The 20,533-nt window shown below is 41.1% G+C and carries 23 protein-coding genes; 20 read left to right on the forward strand and 3 right to left on the reverse strand.

What is annotated here, in order from left to right; translation table 11 throughout:
- Positions 1-9 precede the first annotated feature (9 nt).
- The 4 genes from ACFPA1_RS01790 to coaD all read left to right on the forward strand — a co-directional run bounded on the left by ACFPA1_RS01790 (position 10) and on the right by coaD (position 2,242).
- Positions 10-447, forward strand: a complete 438-nt coding sequence (locus ACFPA1_RS01790) for a YlbF family regulator (RefSeq protein WP_213140859.1) — start codon at positions 10-12, stop codon at positions 445-447.
- A 99-nt stretch (positions 448-546) separates the two neighbouring features.
- Positions 547-822 (forward strand): YlbG family protein, encoded by a 276-nt coding sequence (locus tag ACFPA1_RS01795; protein ID WP_213116444.1) that lies wholly within the window; start codon positions 547-549, stop codon positions 820-822.
- Between the two features lie 367 nt (positions 823-1,189).
- Complete coding sequence (gene rsmD, locus ACFPA1_RS01800) at positions 1,190-1,750, forward strand: 16S rRNA (guanine(966)-N(2))-methyltransferase RsmD (RefSeq protein ID WP_213140858.1); 561 nt, start codon at positions 1,190-1,192, stop codon at positions 1,748-1,750.
- A gap of 12 nt (positions 1,751-1,762) precedes the next feature.
- Positions 1,763-2,242 carry a pantetheine-phosphate adenylyltransferase gene (gene coaD / locus ACFPA1_RS01805; RefSeq protein ID WP_213140857.1) on the forward strand — a complete coding sequence of 160 codons (480 nt, stop codon included), beginning with the start codon at positions 1,763-1,765 and terminating at the stop codon, positions 2,240-2,242.
- A gap of 15 nt (positions 2,243-2,257) precedes the next feature.
- On the opposite strand, the gene ylbJ is transcribed toward coaD, so the two are convergent.
- A complete protein-coding gene (gene ylbJ / locus ACFPA1_RS01810; RefSeq protein WP_213140856.1) occupies positions 2,258-3,478 on the reverse strand; it encodes a sporulation integral membrane protein YlbJ in 1,221 nt (406 codons plus the stop codon).
- 123 nt (positions 3,479-3,601) lie between these two features.
- Here ylbJ and ACFPA1_RS01815 point away from each other — a divergent pair, with 123 nt between their 5' ends.
- Positions 3,602-4,381 (forward strand): patatin-like phospholipase family protein, encoded by a 780-nt coding sequence (locus ACFPA1_RS01815; RefSeq protein ID WP_213116441.1) that lies wholly within the window; start codon positions 3,602-3,604, stop codon positions 4,379-4,381.
- Positions 4,382-4,388: 7 nt separating this feature from the next.
- The gene (locus ACFPA1_RS01820) at positions 4,389-5,411 is read left to right on the forward strand and encodes a SepM family pheromone-processing serine protease (RefSeq protein WP_241113793.1); all 1,023 of its coding nucleotides are present in this window, start codon (positions 4,389-4,391) and stop codon (positions 5,409-5,411) included.
- A 22-nt stretch (positions 5,412-5,433) separates the two neighbouring features.
- On the opposite strand, the gene ACFPA1_RS01825 is transcribed toward ACFPA1_RS01820, so the two are convergent.
- Complete coding sequence (locus ACFPA1_RS01825; RefSeq protein ID WP_378581010.1) at positions 5,434-6,648, reverse strand: nucleotidyltransferase; 1,215 nt, start codon at positions 6,646-6,648, stop codon at positions 5,434-5,436.
- A gap of 224 nt (positions 6,649-6,872) precedes the next feature.
- Between ACFPA1_RS01825 and ACFPA1_RS01830 the strand changes: the two genes are divergently transcribed.
- From ACFPA1_RS01830 to ACFPA1_RS01845, 4 genes are all read left to right on the forward strand, one after another.
- The gene (locus tag ACFPA1_RS01830) at positions 6,873-7,397 is read left to right on the forward strand and encodes a YceD family protein (protein WP_213140854.1); all 525 of its coding nucleotides are present in this window, start codon (positions 6,873-6,875) and stop codon (positions 7,395-7,397) included.
- 56 nt (positions 7,398-7,453) lie between these two features.
- A complete protein-coding gene (rpmF, locus tag ACFPA1_RS01835; protein ID WP_213116438.1) occupies positions 7,454-7,627 on the forward strand; it encodes a 50S ribosomal protein L32 in 174 nt (57 codons plus the stop codon).
- Between the two features lie 95 nt (positions 7,628-7,722).
- On the forward strand, positions 7,723-8,484 hold the full coding sequence (locus ACFPA1_RS01840; protein ID WP_378581012.1) for an enoyl-CoA hydratase/isomerase family protein: 762 nt from the start codon (positions 7,723-7,725) through the stop codon (positions 8,482-8,484).
- An 81-nt stretch (positions 8,485-8,565) separates the two neighbouring features.
- Positions 8,566-9,183, forward strand: a complete 618-nt coding sequence (locus tag ACFPA1_RS01845; protein ID WP_213140852.1) for an RsfA family transcriptional regulator — start codon at positions 8,566-8,568, stop codon at positions 9,181-9,183.
- A gap of 150 nt (positions 9,184-9,333) precedes the next feature.
- Here the strand turns inward: ACFPA1_RS01845 and ACFPA1_RS01850 are convergent, their stop codons facing one another.
- The gene (locus ACFPA1_RS01850; RefSeq protein WP_213140851.1) at positions 9,334-9,801 is read right to left on the reverse strand and encodes an N-acetyltransferase; all 468 of its coding nucleotides are present in this window, start codon (positions 9,799-9,801) and stop codon (positions 9,334-9,336) included.
- Positions 9,802-10,034: 233 nt separating this feature from the next.
- Here ACFPA1_RS01850 and ACFPA1_RS01855 point away from each other — a divergent pair, with 233 nt between their 5' ends.
- The 10 genes from ACFPA1_RS01855 (at position 10,035) to ACFPA1_RS01900 (ending at position 20,487) form a co-directional block, all read left to right on the forward strand.
- Positions 10,035-11,372: an acetyl-CoA carboxylase biotin carboxylase subunit gene (locus tag ACFPA1_RS01855; RefSeq protein WP_378581013.1), complete on the forward strand. Its 1,338-nt coding sequence runs from the start codon at positions 10,035-10,037 to the stop codon at positions 11,370-11,372.
- A 14-nt stretch (positions 11,373-11,386) separates the two neighbouring features.
- Positions 11,387-11,599 (forward strand): biotin/lipoyl-containing protein, encoded by a 213-nt coding sequence (locus ACFPA1_RS01860; RefSeq protein WP_213116433.1) that lies wholly within the window; start codon positions 11,387-11,389, stop codon positions 11,597-11,599.
- Positions 11,600-11,610: 11 nt separating this feature from the next.
- On the forward strand, positions 11,611-13,152 hold the full coding sequence (locus tag ACFPA1_RS01865) for an acyl-CoA carboxylase subunit beta (protein WP_213140848.1): 1,542 nt from the start codon (positions 11,611-11,613) through the stop codon (positions 13,150-13,152).
- Positions 13,153-13,259: 107 nt separating this feature from the next.
- Complete coding sequence (locus ACFPA1_RS01870) at positions 13,260-14,159, forward strand: 2-dehydropantoate 2-reductase (protein ID WP_378581016.1); 900 nt, start codon at positions 13,260-13,262, stop codon at positions 14,157-14,159.
- Positions 14,156-14,551: a DUF3397 domain-containing protein gene (locus ACFPA1_RS01875; protein WP_213140846.1), complete on the forward strand. Its 396-nt coding sequence runs from the start codon at positions 14,156-14,158 to the stop codon at positions 14,549-14,551. The genes ACFPA1_RS01870 and ACFPA1_RS01875 overlap by 4 nt, the downstream gene beginning before the upstream one ends.
- 91 nt (positions 14,552-14,642) lie before the next feature.
- Entirely contained in the window at positions 14,643-16,277 is a 1,635-nt protein-coding gene (bshC, locus tag ACFPA1_RS01880) for a bacillithiol biosynthesis cysteine-adding enzyme BshC (RefSeq protein ID WP_378581018.1), read from the forward strand.
- Positions 16,278-16,426: 149 nt separating this feature from the next.
- Entirely contained in the window at positions 16,427-16,858 is a 432-nt protein-coding gene (gene mraZ, locus ACFPA1_RS01885; protein ID WP_213140844.1) for a division/cell wall cluster transcriptional repressor MraZ, read from the forward strand.
- 70 nt (positions 16,859-16,928) lie between these two features.
- Positions 16,929-17,861: a 16S rRNA (cytosine(1402)-N(4))-methyltransferase RsmH gene (rsmH, locus tag ACFPA1_RS01890; protein ID WP_213140843.1), complete on the forward strand. Its 933-nt coding sequence runs from the start codon at positions 16,929-16,931 to the stop codon at positions 17,859-17,861.
- 32 nt (positions 17,862-17,893) lie between these two features.
- On the forward strand, positions 17,894-18,253 hold the full coding sequence (gene ftsL / locus ACFPA1_RS01895; RefSeq protein WP_213140842.1) for a cell division protein FtsL: 360 nt from the start codon (positions 17,894-17,896) through the stop codon (positions 18,251-18,253).
- Complete coding sequence (locus ACFPA1_RS01900) at positions 18,250-20,487, forward strand: penicillin-binding protein (RefSeq protein WP_378581022.1); 2,238 nt, start codon at positions 18,250-18,252, stop codon at positions 20,485-20,487. The genes ftsL and ACFPA1_RS01900 overlap by 4 nt, the downstream gene beginning before the upstream one ends.
- The last annotated feature ends 46 nt before the right edge of the window (positions 20,488-20,533 follow it).

The following is a 20,533-nucleotide window of genomic DNA, read 5'->3' on the forward strand; positions in this document are numbered from 1 at the left end:
TGAGCGTACATGCTTGCTACATCAGAAAGAGTTGAATTACTGGACTACGCTGAACAACTGGCAAAAATGGTTCTCGAATCTGACATTGTTGAAAATTATCGGATTTGTTTATATAAAATGCAAAGCAGCCCAGAAACGCAGCAAAAGATACAGCGTTTTGCGAAGCTTAAAGACCTTTATGAAGAGGTGCAAAGGTTTGGTAAGTACCATCCTGATTATAAAAACGTGATGACTCAAATTCGTCAATATAAACGGGAAATGGACTTGGACGCAAACGTAGCTGAATTTAAATTGGCGGAAAATGATTTGCAAAGCCTTTTGGATGAAATCAGTCTCCACGTTGGTAGATCCGTCTCCGAGCATATAAAAGTCCCGACCGGCAACCCGTTTTTTGATAAAGGTCATTCAAGCGGCTGCGGTGGCGGAGGTAGCTGTGGCTGCAGTTAAAAAAATGAGCATGTGAGCTAAAGGGGTAAGGATTGAAATAAAACCTTTTCATGTGCTAGACTTATTTAAAAAGAAGCCTGCAATGAAGGGGAAAAAATTATGTTTGTTCAAAGACAAGGATTAGTTGTTTGGCTGTATTCACTAAAACAGGCCAAAATGCTCAGACGTTTTGGAAATGTCCATTATGTGTCAAAAAAGCTAAAATATGTTGTGGTTTACTGTAACCAGGACGACGCAGAGGAAATTATAGAAAAGCTCCAATCCTTTTCGTTCGTGAAAAAAGTAGAGCCTTCATACAAGCCCTTTTTAAAAATGGAATACGAAAATTCAGCACCTGACAAGGCAAAAGAATATGACTATAAAATGGGGATATAAAAAGGTGAGAATTATCTCATCTTTTTTTTGCCCTAAAAAGAAAAAAACCCTGCAAAAATTTTGCAGGGTCCTTCTAAATCCTGATATAGGACAGAAGGCAAAGGGAGAGGAGAAACCGGAGGAAGAACTTATGGGGAAACGTAAGTCTTCTCCGCGGTTGGCAACAACATCCTCGAATTGATGTTGTTACTTACATTATTTCCACAACCCAAAACCTTATACGTCGAAATTTAAAATTTCCTTTTTTCGCAAATTTTTTATAAAATGTAAGAAAAGAAAAAACTAATGTGACAAATTTGTTTATATTTTGCAGCCTATGGTAGGATGTAAAAAAACGTGATTTTGGATAAAATGTGGTGGTGAACACGTGAGAGTAGTTTCTGGCATCTGTAAAGGCCGTCCTCTTAAAGCTGTCCCTGGTAATACAACAAGACCGACAACTGATAAGGTGAAGGAAGCCCTATTTAATATGATTGGCCCTTATTTTGACGGGGGTACCGGGCTTGACCTCTTTGCCGGGAGCGGAGGATTAGGTTTGGAAGCACTGAGCAGAGGCTTGGATAAAGTGATCTTTATCGACAGGGACGCCAAAGCAATTCAGACAATCCAAGATAATATCAGCGCATGCAGGTTTGAAGACAAAACTGAGGTATTCAGGAATGATGCAGACAGGGCACTAAAGGCTTTAATTAAACGAGAAATTATGTTTGACTATATTTTCTTGGATCCGCCGTACAAGCTTCAAGAGCTGGTCCGGTTAATGGAAAAAATGGATAAAGCAAATGTGGTCAAAGACCAAGGAATTATTGTCTGTGAACATAGTTTTGATGTCGATTTACCTCCCTCTGTTGGGCGGTTCTCGCAAATAAAACATGAGAAATACGGGATTATTGCTATAACAATATATTTAAAATCTAATGGGGAATAAGGGGGAGTCAAGTTGGCAAGTATAGCCGTTTGTCCGGGGAGTTTTGATCCAATTACATATGGCCATTTAGATATCATCCGCAGAGGGGCTAAGGTTTTCGATAAGGTTTATGTTGTGGTATTAAATAATGTCTCAAAAAATCCGCTCTTTACTGTTGAGGAAAGGCTTGACCTGATAAAGGAAGTTACAATGGACATCCCTAACGTGGCTGTCGATCAATTTTCCGGGCTGCTTGTCGATTATGCCAAGAGTGTGAACGCAAATGCAATCCTTCGGGGCCTTAGGGCTGTTTCCGATTTTGAATATGAAATGCAGATTACCTCGATGAATAGGTTTTTAAACGATCATGTGGAAACCTTTTTTATGATGACCAATAATCAATATTCCTTCTTGAGCTCCAGCATCGTTAAGGAAGCAGCAAAGTACAAAGGGGATATATCAGGGCTTGTTCCTCCTCCAGTCCAAAAAGAATTGCAAAAAAAATACAGATAAAAAAAGAGCTAATTTTTAGCTCTTTTTTATATTACTTTCTTTTAGCCTGATAAATAAGATTAGTACATATAATGATAGGGAGCAAATCGTGATGAGTGGGCCGGTTTCCAGCATTTTATGATAAAAATCCTTTGTCCATATTCCATCTCCAAATACCGGCAGGGCTCCTGCAGGCTGATTATGGCCTAGGAAGCGCACATAAATGGGATTCCATAATAGGAGCGTAAAGAGACCGGCAAAAATGCCTTGGAAGATTCGTGCAATAAAGAATGGCCGAAAGCGGATGTCAGTCTGGGCTAGGATGCTGGCCACCTGTGCTTGGACACTAAAACCGCTGAAGGCCAAAATAAAACTTGTTATGATCGCTTTCTGGAGCAGTATGGCATCTTCCACTCTGCTGGTCAAATCGCTGCCAAGAGTGATTTCAAACAGTCCGGAAATAAACGGTATGCTTAACATTTCTGAAAATCTAAAAACTGAAAAAATCATTTCCACGAATTTTGCCAGCGCAGCCGTTATATGTAGATGGTAAAGAAGTTGATTAATCACAGAAAATAGGATGATAAAACCGCCGACCATCAATAATGTTTGAATCGATGAGGTAACAGCATCGCCGAGAAGCTTTCCAATCGGGCGGTTATCCTTCAGTCTTGTTTGGTGCAAAGCTGATAAGGCTTCCCGAATCTTGAATTTTTTGGCGTTTTTCGCTTTATTAGGCGACTCCTTACCGTGGAAACGCATCATAATGCCAACACATATATTGCCCAAATAGTGCGCAACAGCCAAGAGAATACCTAATTGGGTATTGTGAAAAAAACCGACAGCTACTGCTCCAAAGATGAATAAGGGATTAGAGGAATTGGTGAAAGAGACGAGTCTCTCAGCTTCGATTCGCGTTATGTGTCCTTCTTGCCGCATTCTTGCGGTAAATTTTGCACCTGCCGGGAAGCCTGAGGCCATTCCCATGGCCCAAACAAAGCCTCCAACACCAGGAACTTTGAAAAGCGGTCGCATAAGTGGTTCAAGAAGAACCCCTATGAACTTGACCACTCCAAACCCGATTAACATTTCTGATACAATAAAAAAAGGCAGGAGGGAAGGGAATACTATTTCCCACCACATATTCAGGCCACGGATAGAGCCTTCAAATGATTCTTTTGGATAGAAAATAAGTGACGCCGCTAACACGATGCCGGAGATGGCTAAAGCAAGCGTTTTGAGCTTTGACCGAAACATCAAAGAGTTCTCCTTCCTTGTGAAACTGCATGTCCTCATATAAAATAAATATACTCATAGAATGTTGTTTTAGACCATAAGATTGAACGTGATTTATTAGATGTATAATAGGAGGGTTCTGCTATGGAGCACCCTAAGATTGGCTTGGCGCTCGGCTCTGGAGGAGCTCGCGGGTTTGCTCATTTGGGTGTTATAAAGGTGTTAAAGGATGCCGGCATTCCGATTGATTTAATTGCAGGCAGCAGCATGGGAGCCCTGGTTGCCTGTTTTTATGGAGCAGGGATTGATTTAGACCTTCTATATAAATATTCAACCGCGTTTAGGAGAAAGTATTTTCTTGATTTTACTGTCCCGAAAATGGGATTTATTACAGGCAAGAAAGTAAAGGAATTTATTCGTATCTTTACCCATGGGAAAAACATCGAAGATTTGTCAATACCACTTGGGATTGTGGCAACGGATTTATTAACCGGAGAAAAAGTGGTCTTTAAAGAGGGGCCAGTGGCAGAGGCTGTCAGGGCAAGCATTTCCATACCCGGAATATTTGTGCCTGAAAAGTATAAGGGAAGAATCCTCGTGGATGGAGGAGTTGCTGACCGTGTTCCCATTTCTGTTGTGCAAGAGATGGGGGCGGACATTGTGATTGCAGTGGACGTCTCACGGGTTAAGCGAAACGCTGAAATTACCTCCATTTACGATGTCATCATGCAAAGTATTGATATTATGCAGACTGAGATTATCAATTTCCACGAAACATCTGCAAATGTGATGATTCGTCCCCCTGTCGAGGGCTATAGTTCGCGGGCATTTACTAACATTGAAGAAATCATTAAAATTGGCGAAGACGAGGCAAAAAAGTATCTTGAGCAAATTAAGAAGGAAATTGATAATTGGAAGGGGTGATGGCAGCTTGCATAAAAAATTATCAATTGGCATTTTCTTTATCCTTGCAGTGTTTCTGATTGGCGGAATGTATTATTCATTACCTTACTATGTTTCAAAACCAGGGATGGCAAAAGAACTTGCTCCAATCATTACAGTTGAAGGCGGTTATCAGGAAAAGGGAAATTTTATGCTGACAACTGTCCGGATGGGAAGGGCTAATATCTATTCCTATATAGAAGCCAAAATGAGAAAATATGAGGAAATCTATCCGCTCGATATGGTATTAAATGAACAGGAAACGGAAGAAGAGTATAATGTCAGGCAGCTGCATTTGATGGCAGCATCAAAACTTAATGCGATTGAGGTGGCATACCATAAAGCAGGGCTGCCTGTACATTATAAATATAAGGGGATTTATGTGATGCAGGTCCTGCAGGGAATGCCTGCAGAAGGGAAGCTCCAGGCTGGTGACCGCGTTTTTAAAATGGATGGACACACATTTCCCTCTTCAAAAGATTTCATTGAATATTTAGGAAAAAAAAGTGCCGGAGATCAAGTGACATTAACCTATTCCAGAAATAACGAGGAAAAAAGTGTGAATCTTATTCTGCAGCCCTTTAAGGATCAGTCTGGGAAGGCAGGCATTGGCATTTCACTTGTGGATGATAAAGAAATCTCCGTCGATCCCGAGGTTAAAGTCAGAACAGATGAAATCGGCGGGCCTTCTGCCGGTTTAATGTTTACCTTGGAGATATATAACCAGTTAACCAAGAATGACCTAACCAAAGGCTACCAAATTGCCGGAACGGGAACGATTGACCCAGATGGCACCGTTGGGCCGATTGGCGGTATCGAACAAAAAATTGTTGCCGCTGATCATGCCGGTGCAGAAATCTTTTTTGCACCGAACGAAAAGGGTGCTAAGGACTCCAATTACCGGGCAGCCTTAAAGGCAGCACGAGATATCAAAACAAAGATGAAAATTGTTCCGGTAGATACCTTTGACGATGCGGTAAAATATTTAGAAAAATTACCTAAAAAGAAATAGGACGGTGCCAGAGTGCGCCGTCCTATTTCTTTATAATGATGGGAGGCTGTTTGAATTCCTGTTCCATCAAAAATTTTTTTGCCGGGCCCGGGACCCCCATTGCATATACCCTAGCAGCCTTTAGGTCGAGGTTAATCTCTTCGTCCTTAAATGAAGACAATTTCGCAACCAAAGGCAAAGCAAATTCCTTTTTCATTTTATTTAGGTATTCTTGTCCTCTCTCAGACATCCCAAGGAGCCTTAAATAGCCCGCTCTTTTGCTTCCTTCCATGTTTATTTTTTTGCTATTGGTCAATATGTGAACACATAATCGCTGCAGCCTCGTCCATGTATAGCGTTTTGTTTTAATTCTTTCCATAAACTCCTGAAAGCTTCGCGCTTCGGTTGCGGCGTGTTGTAACCTGTTCTCAAGTCCCTCTTCAGCCTCATATATTTCTTTTAACTCTTCTGGGGAGGAATGGAGGAGACGAAGCTGAAGAAATGGCCAATAATTTTCCCAGCGGTGGTAAAGCCCATATTGATTTAGATATTCATGTAATAATTGTCTAGTAGGCTCCGGTACATACTGATTAATTTCAGATGGGCTGTTTATATCTGCGAATAGTGCTTTCCTGATGCTGGTTGCACTGGCAATAGTTTCGGAGGCAAAATGTTCATCATGATAGTCGGCGTTTTTACGTGCCACAGTTAATGGAGTAATCTGACTTCTTTGCTCATGGATCGCTTTTATGTAGTGAAAGCCTAGTATGTTGTTTGGCCTGGACAAATCTAAATAATTATCCGAATTTGACAGCTGTTTGTATGATAATGCTAAAGCCTTCGGATAGCTGACACCTGAACCCATAAAATGCTTTATATTTTTTTTGTGGGAATCCTGCTGACTTTCCAAAAAATGAATCGTTTGTTGAAAAGCTTCAATCTCCCCGCTTTCACTGCCAAAACAAAGGTACTGACAGCCTGCAGCAGCAAGGATGGACACTGCCCCATTTGCAAAGGTTTCGGCATTTTGTGTGGCAAAGCGGTAGGGAAGTTCAAACACGATGTCCACGCCATTTAATAAGGCCATTTTCGTTCTCTGCCATTTCGAAACTAGTGCAGGCTCCCCCCTTTGCAGAAAGTTTCCGCTCATTACCGCAATAACCACATCCGCTTGGGCTGCCTTGAGGGACGCCTGCAAATGAAAGGCATGTCCATTATGAAATGGGTTGTATTCAACAATAACACCAACTGCTCTCATAACTCTCTCCTTGAAATTTAATTACTATCATTATAGCAATTTATTCCGTTTTTCAATCGAATAATATGATATGATGATACATATGTTTGCAAAAGGTATTTATGGATACACTATAATGGAAAAATTTTTTTATTTATGCAACATAAGGTGAAGTGTAAAGAAAAAATATTGACAAAAATTTTATCGAAAGCTATAATTACCTTTGTTGCCTTGGGGTGATTCAATTGAAATGGACATTAAATCAGCTGCAAAAATATCGAGATAAGGAATTTTCGATTGACGATACCATTCGGGTTGACGAGCTTAAACTGGATGACCCAACTATTCGTGAAGTGTCTCCAATGCAAATTACCGGACGTGGGGATATTGATTCTTCAAAAGTTACCTTTCATTTAAAAATTGAGGGGTATCTGATTCTTCCATGTTCGCGAACCTTAGTGGATGTCAAATTTCCAATTAATGTCGAAACTACGGAAACCTTCCTCCTGCAAAATTCAGTTTACCAAACTGAAGAGGAGGTCCATCAGGTAAAAGGAGATATGATTGATTTAAAACCAATCATAAGAGAAATTCTGTTACTTGAGGTTCCAATGCAAGTATTCTGTGACGATGTCCAATCTGAAGATGCAGCGCCGCAATCCGGTAAGGATTGGGAGGTTATTCAGGAGGAGGAACAATCTAACAAGATTGATCCACGTCTTGCAGGGCTAGCAAAGTTTTTTGACAAAAACAATTCATCGGAAAGCTAATCGAAATGATCTGACTTCAAGCGCTCCTGCGCATTTCTTATAAGGAGGTGGGAAGAATGGCTGTACCTTTTAGAAGGACTTCTAAAACTGCGAAGAGAAAGCGTCGTACTCATTTTAAATTAAACGTTCCTGGTATGGTAGCATGCCCAAACTGTGGTGAAATGAAACTTGCTCACCGCGTATGCAAATCTTGCGGAACATACAAAGGAAAAGAAGTAGTAAACGACTAATTTCTACTTAGATAAAGCACAAGGAGCAAACGCCCTTGTGCTTTTGTCATTTCAAAACAAATACATACTTTTTTAATTGAGAGGGTGAGCAAAAAATGGCTTTTTCGATTGAAAGGCGGGACCCGGGATATTTATTATTTACCATTGAAAGAAGCGAAAAGCGAAACGCCATAAACTACGATGTTATGGAAGGGCTATTGGAAGCGTTAGAAAAAGCTAGTGAACCTGAGATAAAAGCTCTTGTCATTACGGGGAGCGGTGAGAGTGCGTTTTGCTCCGGCGGAGACTTATCCGTTTTTCATCTCCTGCACACCAAAGAGGATGCGTATCCAATGCTTTCGAAAATGTCCAATATTCTGTATTCCTTATTAACCTTGCCCATTCCCACCATTGCACTAATGAACGGTCCAGCGGTTGGCGGCGGCTGTGAGCTTGCTGTTGCCTGTGATTTCCGGCTCGCCAGAAAAGGCGTTAAAGCAGGGTTTGTTCAAGGAAAACAAGCCATTACGACCGGTTGGGGTGGAGGCTCTATTCTTGTCGAAAAGTTCCCATCCCCATTTGCCATGAAGCTTTTGATGGAAGCAGACCTCGAAACCGCAGAATATTTAACCGAAACCGGTTTTATTAATCACCTATTCGACGGAGACTCCCTTCAACAATGTGAAGATTTCCTTAAGAAAATGCTGTCCAATGATTTAGAGGTTCTCAAATCCTATAAAAGAATATGGATTAATAAGTGGAAGCAAGCAGGCCTTCGTGAAAGAATAGAGGAAGAGGTTAAAAACTGTGCCATCCTTTGGGAAAGTGATGCCCATCATCAATATGTAAAAAATTTTATTAAGAAAAACACCAGATAAGATGAATTCAGGGCTCCAGATTAAGTCTATCTTTTCTAGTAGATGCATATGTTTATAAAAACACTACTAGGAGGGGATTTGATGTCACCAACTCGACAAGATGCTTGGAGCCAAGATGAGGATTTACTGCTTGCTGAAGTAGTATTAAGGCATATTCGAGAAGGCGGGACACAGCTTCAAGCATTTGAGGAGGTGGGGAAACAGCTATCGCGGACACCTGCGGCCTGTGGATTCCGCTGGAACTCATATGTTAGAAAGCAATACAAGTCTGGAATAGAGCTTGCCAAGAAGCAGCGTAAAGAATTGAAAAAACATATTGCTCCTGTTGAAGCTGATCCAGCCCCTGAAATAATTAAAAAGGAAGCTGTCTCGACCGAGCCAGGGGGTACTTTGACATTTCCGGCTGTCATTCAGTTTTTAGAGGGCGTTTTTAAACAAGTAGAGAATTTTGCTGAGCTTGAAGAGGGAAGCAGGAAGTCTTCCGAAAAAATAAAAGAATTAGAAAAGCAAACTTATTATTTAGCAGCAGAGAATGAAAGACTTACGGAGAACCTAAAGGCCATCGAAGAGGACTACCGTTCATTACTGGAAATTATGGAAAGAGCTCGCAAAATGGTTGTTCTTCAGGATGAAGACCGTCAATCCAAGGTTAGATTCCAGATGGATAAAAACGGCAACCTGGAAAGAGTAGAGAAATAGAAAAAGCGGACATCCGGTCCGCTTTTTCGCTTAGCTAATAAGAAAGTATAAACTTTCTGTCGAAAGCTTTATACTTTCTTAACGCATAAATTCAACTACGCCTCTGTCTTCGTCCTATCGGACTCGCCAATCGGCGAGTTTTCATTTATATTATTGTGCTTCCACACCTTCTGGATACCAGACAAGCGGATTTTCCCCGCGGTCTCGTTCCATATCGTAATCAACACTTGAAAAGCCCATCTTTTCCCAGAAGCCGCGAGATTGCATTCTTGCATTTGTCTTAATTGGAAGTCCAAAGCTTTTGGCGAAATCTACAAGTTGTCTACCAAAGTCTTTTCCCTGATAGTCTTGTAATACTTCCAGTTTCCATAATTCCAAATAACTTTGGGGCGGATAAAAATATCGATCGAATTTAGCTTCAATTTGGTATAAGCTCATCCGGGCAACAAGCTTATCTCCATAGTAAATACCGTAAAACGGTGAATTGATATCATTGTCTATCATATTGGCTTCAAGATCTTCAAACATTGAAAGCTCTTGAAGGCCATATTCTTTAAACTTTTTAAATTCTTCTAGAGTTTTGAAATTAACTTTTAATTTTTCCACTTTAGTCCCCATGTTCTTCCTCCTAGAAATTATATTCTGTAACCTTGTATATATTTTTTTTTACTGAATAACATGATATGAATAATTTTTTCATTATTCAAATGAATTACTATCATTATAATACAAAAAAACTAAAATTTCCTCATCGAATAATCGAAAGCGGTTTCAAAAATGGCAGGAAATTCGAAGAATGATGTAGAAACTTAATAGTGAAAGTGACATTGGGTCAGGAAAGGGGAAGAAATGTGCAAAAAATTTTAATTGCCAATCGGGGAGAAATTGCCCTTCGTATTATTAGAACGTGCCAAGCGATGGGAATTGAGACAATTGCTGTTTATTCCGAAGCAGATAGGGAGATGCCTTTTGTAAAGGCTGCGACGAGGGCGGTGTGTATTGGGGAAGCTCAAGTTAACAAGTCTTATTTACAGGCAGAGAAAATTTTAGAGGTAGCAAAAGCAGAAAAAGTGGATGCCATCCATCCAGGCTATGGCTTTTTATCGGAAAATGCAGCTTTTGCACAGAAAGCCAGAAACGAAGGCATTATCTTTATCGGACCGAAGCCCGAAACAATTGATTTAATGGGAGATAAAATTGTTTCCCGGCAAACAATGGAAAAAGCGGGAGTTCCGGTTGTCCCAGGCAGCGGCACCGGTTTAAAAACGGTTGAAGCGGCCCTTGCCTTAGCAGAAAATATAGGCTATCCGATTATGCTGAAGGCGAGCGGCGGCGGAGGCGGAATCGGCATGGTGTTATGTGAAAATGAGCAAGCGCTCGCTAAGTCATACGCATCCACCAAGGCAAGGGCGCTTGCCTATTTTGGGTCGGATGAGGTATTTATCGAAAAATATATCGCGGATGCCAGGCATATTGAGGTTCAAGTTTTCGGTGATGAATTTGGCAATCTCATTCACTTATTTGAAAGGGATTGTTCCGTCCAAAGAAGGCACCAGAAGGTTATCGAGGAATCGCCATCGCCGTTTCTTTCCGATTCAGTCCGGCAGCAAATGTATGAAACAGCCGTTAAAGCGGCTCGTGCTGTCAATTATACAAATGCGGGAACAATTGAATTTATTGTTGATGAAAACGAGAATTTTTATTTTCTTGAAATGAATACGAGACTTCAAGTTGAACATCCAGTAACTGAATCTATTACAGGTCTTGATTTAGTAAAATGGCAGATTCTCGTTGCGCGGGGAGAAAGGCTGCCGCTGCTGCAATCAGAAGTCCATTCTTCCGGCCATGCTGTGGAATTTCGTCTTTATGCGGAAGACCCTGTACGGTTTTTGCCTTCTCCTGGCAAAATCACCACCTTGAGGTGGGAAGAAAAAGAAGGGGTACGGATCGATTCGGGTTATGAAGAAGGTGGAACGGTCACTCCATTTTATGATCCAATGATAGCTAAATGCATTTTTTATGGTGCAGACCGGCAAAAAGCATTGGAAATGGCTGAGACTTTCTTCCAGGAAATTAAAATTGAGGGGATTAAAACGAATGCCCCGTTATTCTTAAATATTCTTGCAAATAGAGATTTTCAAAATGGAAATTATACCACAAGCTTTTTAACAAAAACATTAGTGAACTAAGGAGTGTTTTAAAGATGAAAGAAATTACAGCATCAATGGCAGGAACCGTACTTAATATTTTCACAGCAGCAGGCGAATCAATCAACATGGGTCAAGAAGTATTAATGCTTGAATCCATGAAAATGGAAATTCCGATTGAAAGCAGTATCGAAGGTGTGGTTAAGGAAGTAAAGGTTAACATCGGAGACTTCGTAAATGAAGGCGATGTGCTGATTGTTCTAGTTTAGGAGGGGGCATTATGGCACAGACGAATACATTAAATGACCAATTAAACGAATACCGGAAACAAATCGAAGCGGGCGGGCATCCAAAATATCATGAAAAGGCCAAAGAGCAGAATAAGCTGTTCGTCCGTGACCGCTTAAGATTATTGTTTGATGATGGGAAATATGAAGAAGACGGCAAATTTGCCAACTTTACGGCAGGTGATTTGCCTGCTGATGGCGTGGTAACAGCAATTGGCAAAATAAATGGCCAGACTGTATGTGTAATGGCAAATGACTCCACCATAAAGGCGGGCTCCTGGGGAGCACGGACCGTTGAAAAAATTATCCGTATTCAAGAAACTGCTGAGAAATTGCAGGTGCCTTTATTGTATTTGGTGGATTCGGCAGGTGCGAGAATAACCGACCAATTAGAGATGTTTCCAAACCGCCGCGGGGCCGGAAGAATTTTTTATAATCAGGTAAAGCTGTCCGGCATGATTCCGCAGATATGTATCCTTTTTGGGCCATCCGCAGCAGGCGGGGCCTATATCCCAGCTTTTTGCGATATTGTCATCATGGTCGACCAAAATGCCTCCATGTACTTAGGGTCGCCGCGAATGGCGGAAAAGGTCATCGGCGAAAAGGTGACGCTGGAGGAAATGGGCGGGGCTCGAATGCATTGTACAATTTCGGGCTGTGGTGATGTTCTGGCTTTCAGTGAGGAGGAGGCAATTGAGTCTGCCAAAAGATATATCAGCTTTTTTCCAGCCAATTTTAAAGAGAAGACAAAAAAGATTGCTGGTGCGGCGGCTAAGGAAGGAAGGGAATTAGAGGCGATTATTCCGGAAAACCAAAATGCACCGTTTGATATGTATGAGTGTATTGATCGACTGGTTGATGCCGGCAGCTTCTATGAAATTAAAAAATTATTTGCACCTGAGTTAATAACTGGACTTGCTAGAATAGATGGAAGAGCGGTTGGCATCATTGCCAATCAGCCGAAGGTAAAGGGCGGCGTCCTGTTTGTCGATTCCGCGGATAAAGCCGCAAAATTCATTCAGCTTTGTGATGCCTTTCATATTCCGTTATTGTTCTTGGCGGATGTTCCGGGCTTTATGATTGGAACAAAGGTCGAGCGTGCGGGCATCATCCGTCATGGGGCTAAATTAATTGCTGCTATGAGTTCTGCCACAGTGCCCAAAATCTCGGTCATTGTTCGCAAGGCTTACGGTGCTGGTCTTTATGCGATGGCAGGCCCCGCCTTTGAACCGGATTGTTGTATCGCTCTGCCTACCGCGCAAATCGCCGTAATGGGTCCTGAAGCTGCGGTAAATGCTGTCTACTCCAATAAAATAAATGAAATTAACGATCCAAAGGAAAGAATCGCTTATGTTCAGGCGAAGCAAAAGGAATATAAAGAAGCTATTGACATTTATAAGCTGGCTTCTGAGCTTATTGTTGATGAAATTGTTGCCCCATCTGAATTAAGAAGCGTACTCATTCAGCGTTTTGATTACTATGAAACAAAAGAATTGAACTTCGGTGTCAGGAAACATCCTGTCTACCCAGTCTAAAAAAAATATCCCTTTTCGAACTTTCTGTCGAAGAGGGTTTATTTTTTTACAAACAATTAATTGATTTTGGTAAAATACGGGTAAGACGATTTAAAGAAGGGATAGCGATGAAGGTTGGAATTATTGGAGCGGGTTCATTAGGTTTATTATTTGCTGCCTATTTGAGCAGGGCTTTTGAAACTATTATATACACAAGAACCCCCGCACAAGCAGAGCAAATTAATCAAAATGGAATCGTGCTAAAAAAAGGAGATACTGTGACGAGCACCAATGTACAAGCCTTGCCTATCAGCGATTGGAAAGGAACAGAAACTGTTACGGTTGTTGCTGTAAAACAATATCATCTGCAAACGATTATTGAAAATGTGAACAGCTCGGCGGCACCTAACTTACTATTTATCCAAAATGGTATGGGGCATTTAAAGCTGCTCGAAGCGATTAAGGAAAAAAATATTGCGGTAGGCTCTGTGGAACACGGTGCCTTAAGAGAAAATGCCTACACGGTTTATCATAATGGGGAAGGAATCACGAATGCTGCCAGTTATAAAGGAACGGCCGATTGGCTGCATTTTCTTGCTGCTAAAGTACCGAATGATTTTCCGATTGTGATAAGAGAAAATTATTTTGATATGCTGCTAAAGAAATTAATTGTCAATGCAGCAATTAATCCTCTGACGGCTATTCTTCGCGTCAAAAACGGTGACTTAATCGAAAATCCATATTACCTGCAGGCGCTGAACAACTTATTCGAGGAAATTTCGGACGTGCTGCGTTTAGGTGATAAGGAAGCCTATTTGCAGCATATTCATTATGTCTGTCAATCAACAGCCGAAAATCGTTCGTCCATGCTGAAGGATTTGGAAGCGGGCAGAATGACCGAGGTGGACGCCATTTTAGGGTTTCTCTTGGATGAGGCTGAGAAGCTGCATAAACAGGCCGCGCAAATACAGGCGTTATATTCCCTAATTAAGGGAAAAGAACAAGAAGGAAGGAGTGAGAAATTTTGAGCGCCGTCCTATCGACTTTGTTAACGCTGTTGTTCATTATGCCGTTCCTTGGCTTTTTACTCGTTTTTCTTGTCTTTAAACTCATCACGAATGACACTCGGAAATCAGTGCATCATGCCCTTGATTATTCAACCATTTTATTTATTATTTCTGTTCATTTTTTAGTAAAAACAATTTGGGGGAATTCATTTTTTTGGATAATACTACTAGTAATGATTTTCATCGCGATCATTTTTGTTGTTGTCCATTGGAAAGTGAAAGATGAGATCATTTTAAAAAAGGTGATGAAAGGTTTTTGGCGGTTTAATTTTCTTCTATTTTTTCTTGCCTATATATCCCTGACACTATTTGGTGTCATTCATCGGGCCATTATCTTTTCGTTAGCATCTTAAAAAAAATTGAGGCATATGTTTTTTTTATATAGGCCGGGGAGTGGTATACTCTTAAAAGAATAATTTGGGTTTACAGAAAGGGAGTTCATGAATGGAGATTTTAAATCTCTCTTTACCAGCGGCCAACCGGTTCGCTTCAAATTACTTGGCGCAATCAAAGGATGTTATGCCTTTTTTTCATTATCACTTCAATGATTTAAACGAAGATTTAAAGAGGACGGCTGAATTAAAGGAGAGAAGCTTTCCGCGAATTGAGACTGCCACACATATTGAAAGCTTTATGGAGCGATTTGGCACCTCGGAAGCGGTGAAAAACTCCATTGAGAAGTTAAAGCGTGAGGACAGTGCAGTCGTAATTGGGGGACAGCAGGCAGGAATCCTCACAGGTCCGCTTTATTCGATACATAAGGTTATTTCAATCATTAAATTGGCAGAACAAAAAGAGAAGCTTCTTGGGATTCCGGTTGTCCCAGTGTTTTGGATTGCGGGTGAAGACCATGATTATCAAGAAGTGAATCATGTCTATGTTCCGATGGAAGAAAAGCTTGATAAATGGACCTATCCGAAAAAGGTTCATAGCAAGCCAATGGTTACTGATATTCCATTGGACCAGGAAATCTGCCGGGAATGGGTTCGCAATATTATTGAGAATTTCGGTGAATCGGAGCATACGAAGCGGCTATTAGAGTTTGCCGAAAGGCAGATTGAAAAATCAGCCACCTTTGTTGACTTTTTCGCTTATATAATAATGGAACTGTTTAAGGATTATGGTTTATTACTTGTTGACTCCGGCGACAAAAGCTTCCGGCAGCTTCAAAGGGATTTTCTAACGGAGCAAATTGTCAATCACGAGGCAATCACCTTTTCACTATTGGAACAGCAAAAGCAGATAGGAGATAAAGGATTCCCAATCACCATCGAAGCGGGGGAACATGCTGCTAATTTATTTTATTATGATCAAAAATTAAAAGAACGCATTTTGCTGGAATATGACCGGGCCGCCAATTGCTTTGTGGGGAAAAGTGGAAGAGTTACCTTCACCCAAGAGGAATTAGTGGAGATGGCAACACAATATCCTGAAAAATTTAGCAATAATGTGGTGACCAGGCCGCTCATGCAGGAATGGATCTTTCCTACCCTTGCCTTTATTGCAGGTCCAGGCGAGATATCGTATTGGGCGGAACTAAAGCTTGTCTTTGAACAATTTAACATGAAAATGCCACCGATTGTTCCTCGTTTAAATATTACGTTTTTGGACCGCTCAGTGGAAGCGGAAGTGACACAATTAGATTTAAAGCTAGAGGAAGTTTTACAAAGGGGAACGAATCAAGAAATAGAGCAATTTCTTGAAACAGTGAAGGATAAGGAAGTTGAAATGTTATTTTCTTCTGTTAAGGAAGAACTGCTTAAACAATATCAGTTTATTGAAGCAAAAACAGCGGTGATCGACCGTGGTCTCCTGCCACTGCTCAAGAAAAATGAAAGCTATCTTCTTAAGGAGATAGGGTTCATGGAAACAAAGCTCGAAGATGCAGTAAAGCAGAGACACGATATCCAATTAAAAAAATTCAGCCGGATCAATCTCGCCTTAAGACCAGACGGATCCCCGCAGGAAAGAGTCTGGAATATTTTCTATTACCTAAATCATTATGGATTAACTTTTATCAAAGACCTTATGATATTACCATTTGAATTTGACGGTCTGCACAAGGTTATCAAAATCTAGAAAATCTCACTTACGTGGGGTTTTCTTTTTTTTGTAAAAAAAAACTAATTTGGAAAGGATTTTTGGATTAAAAGAAGAATAGTTAAAAAATAGGTGGTGGAAAGTGGGGGAATGTGGTACATTTTTAATAGAAAGTGGGGGTAGTGGGTATGTTCATGGGTGAATACCATCATAGCATTGATAACAAAGGACGAATGATTGTGCCCTCCAAATTCCGCGATGAACTCGGTGAGATGTTCATCATCACTAGGGGTTTGGATCAATGTTTGTTTGGTTACCCATTATCAGAATGGAAGCTGATTGAAGAAAAATTAAAAGGCTTGCCGCTGACAAAAAAAGACGCCCGTGCCTTTACACGATTCTTCTTTTCCGGTGCAACAGAGAGTGAACTGGATAAACAAGGAAGAATTAACATCCCCGCACCATTATTGCAGTATGCAAAATTAGATAAAGAATGTGTGATTTTGGGTGTTTCCAATCGAATCGAAATTTGGAGCAAGCAGATTTGGGAAGACTATTTTTCACAGTCTGAAGAATCTTTTGCGGAAATTGCAGAAAATATGATTGGCTTTGATATATAATGGATAAGTTATCTTAATATATTTTCTGCATACAAATGTTTTGCGATAGATTGGAAAAGGTGGTACTTAAATGTTTAAACATACAACTGTGTTATTGGATGAAGCGGTAGAAGGCTTGAATATTAAGCCTGATGGTATTTATGTGGATTGTACATTGGGTGGTGCCGGTCATAGCTCTTTAATCCTTTCGAAACTCGGGACAGGAGGCAAATTGTTTGCATTTGACCAGGATGATACAGCCATCAGAAATGCAGAGCAGAAATTAGCCGAATATGGCGACCGTTTAACCATTATTAAAAGCAATTTTTTACATTTAAAAGAAGAGCTTGAAAAACAAGGAATTGAAAAAGTTGATGGAGTTCTGTATGACTTGGGTGTGTCCTCCCCGCAGCTTGACACTCCTGAGAGAGGCTTTAGTTATCATCATGATGCCCCTCTCGATATGAGGATGGATACGGGTGCACCAACCTCTGCCTATGATGTCATTAACCATTGGTCTTATGAGGAATTAGTCCGAATCTTTTTTCACTATGGTGAGGAAAAGTTCTCGAAACAAATCACCCGTAAGATTGAAGCGGCGAGAGCGGTCAAACCAATTGAAACGACATTTGAATTGGTTGACTTGATTAAGGAAGCGATTCCGGCCCCTGCAAGGAGAAAAGGCGGACACCCTGCCAAACGAATTTTTCAAGCGGTCAGAATTGCAGTGAACGATGAACTTGGCGTGTTTGAGAAGTCTTTAAACCAGGCGATTTCTTTGCTGAATAAAGGCGGACGAATCAGCTGCATCACGTTCCATTCGCTTGAAGACAGAATTTGTAAAGCAACATTTAAAAAGGCAAGTGAAACACCACCGCTGCCGCCAGGTTTGCCGGTCATTCCGGATGAGTACAAGCCTATTTTAAAATTAATCACAAGGAAACCGATTCTTCCATCTGAAGAAGAGGTGGAACTCAACAATCGTGCGCGGTCGGCAAAGCTACGTATTGCCGAAAAAATATAGAATATAAATAATCAAACCGGAGGGGAAAAAGATTGAGTAATCTTGCCAGGAAAGTTCAAGAGCAGCAGCGAACAGAACAAACAGTACGCGACGAAAGACAGGTAAAAATAAAAAAATCCTGGCTTACTCCAGGGGAAAAAATAATCGGAGTTGTTTTTGCAGGTGTCGTTTGCTTTGGGGCTGCCCATCTCCTAAACAATCAGGCAAAAATCTATGACGTGAATAAAGAAATTCAAACAGTTGATGCCAAGGTGAAGGAACAGCAGAAAGTTAATAGTGACCTGCAGGTACAAGTTAGTGAATTAAGTACGTACGAACGGATTTATGAAAAAGCCAAACAAATGGGATTAATATTAAACGAAAATAACGTCAAGGTTGTGCAGCAGAAATGATTAAGAAACAGCCATATATAAATTCCGGAGCAGCGATATTGTTTATAATATTCAGCCTGCTCTTTTTTGTCTTATTGTGCAGATTTCTTTTCATTCAAGTTACTGGTGAAGCAGCAGGCCAGAAGTTATCAGCACTTGCTCAGGAAAAATATAACCGAAATGGAACCATCCCTGCAGTACGGGGAGTTATTTACGATCGGAATGGTGAGGTGGTTGCGGAGGATACTGCATCTTATACCTTAGTAGCAATTCTTGATAAGAAAATGACGACTGACCCCAAAAAACCGATGCATGTAAAGGACCCAGAGAAAACGGCAAAAGAGCTGGCCAAATATATTAAAATGGATGAATCAGAGATTTACCGCAGACTATCGATAAAAGGCCGGTTTCAGGTGGAGTTTGGAAAGGCAGGAAAAGATATTACCCATGACACAAAAACAAAGATAGAGGCACTGAAACTGCCAGGAATTACATTTATCCGTGATTCGAAAAGGTTTTATCCAAATGGTACCTTTGCCTCACATTTAGTAGGGTATACAGACAGCGTTAAACAAAAGGATAATACCTTCAAATATGAAGGCATAATGGGGGTTGAAAAATCGTATAACGATGCCTTAACTGGCAAAGATGGAAAAATACAATATGAAAGTGATAAATGGGGATATATTCTTCCTACTGGAAAGGAAAAAGTCATCCCCGCAAAAGATGGAAATGATGTCTATTTAACGATTGATAAGAAAATCCAGACATTTTTAGAGGATGCCATGGACAAAGTGGTTAAGGATTACAAGCCGAAGAAAATTATTGCGATTGTGGCCGACCCGAAAACAGGAGAGATATTAGCGATGGGCCAGCGGCCGTCCTTTGATCCAAAGACAAAAGACGGGATTGATAAAAGCTGGCATAACGAAGCGATTGAAACTTCGTTTGAGCCTGGTTCGACGATGAAAATCTTTACACTTGCTGCAGCCGTTCAAGAAAATGTGTTCGATCCAAATGAACTGTATCAGTCCGGGTCTTATCGGGTGACGGATAAGGATAAAGCCATCCATGACCACAACGGGTCTGGCTGGGGAAGCATTACGTATCTTGAAGGTGTACAGCGCTCGTCAAACGTGGCGTTTGCGAAAATTGCTAAGGAAAAATTGGGCTTTGAAAGATTCAGAGAATATTTAACGAAGTTTGGTTTTGATAAGCCGACAGGCATTGAACTGCCAAATGAAACATCTGGGAAAATTCAATACACTTATCCAATTGAAAAGATTACCACCGCATATGGTCAAGGAACAGCGATCACACCAATGCAGCAAATCCAGGCGGCTACGGCCGTTGCCAATGGCGGGAAAATGGTAAAGCCGCGTGTGGTCAAGAAAATTGTCAATCATGATACTGGCGAAACAATAAAGGAAGAAACTGCCGAGGTTGTTTCTAGCCCGATTTCTGCTGAAACAGCCAGCAAGGTTCTCGATTACCTAGAAACGGTGGTCACCTCTCCAAAAGGCACTGGCGGGCGTTATAAAATTGACGGCTACAGTGTGGCAGGGAAAACAGGAACAGCTAATATTCCCGGTCCGGATGGAAAATACCTAAGCGGGGTTAACAACTATATGTTCTCCTTTTTAGGGATGGCTCCAAAGGAGGACCCGAAACTGATTGTTTATGTGGCCGTACAGCAGCCGGATCTGAAAGGACTTGATGCAGGCCAAGGTGCCATTCCTGTGTCGGCTATTTTTAACCCTGTCATGCAGAATAGCTTGCATTACTTAAATATTCAGCCTTCCACTACGGAAAAAACGAATGTCAGCGAATTGCCTGATTTACAGGGAATGGACGTGAATGAGGCGGTAAAAAGTCTAAAGGACAAGGGAATTGAGGCGGTGGTTCTTGGATCCGGAACCGAGGTGGACAAGCAGCTGCCTAAAGCCGGAACGGAGATTCTCGAGGGTGAAAAGGTGGTTATTCGAACAAATGGTGAATTGACTGCTCCGGATCTAACAGGCTGGTCACTAAGGGATGTCATGAAGGTTGCCAATTTGGCAGGATTAAATTTGAATCCAAAAGGCAAAGGATATGTTGTTAGTCAAAATATTCAACCACAAGCGTTATTGCGTAAGGATGATTTCTTGATTGTCGAACTTAAAACGCCCGAAGAACAATGGACAGAGGAAATAAATGGGCAGCAGCAAGAGGGAACAAAGCAAGAGGACAATCAGGAAGAGAAAGTGCAGGATTAACTAAGGGAAGAGGCTGTAATCGGACAGCCTCTTTTCCGCGGTTTGA

This window comes from Neobacillus sp. GCM10023253, assembly GCF_042653105.1.
Lineage (GTDB): Bacteria > Bacillota > Bacilli > Bacillales > Cytobacillaceae > Neobacillus > Neobacillus citreus.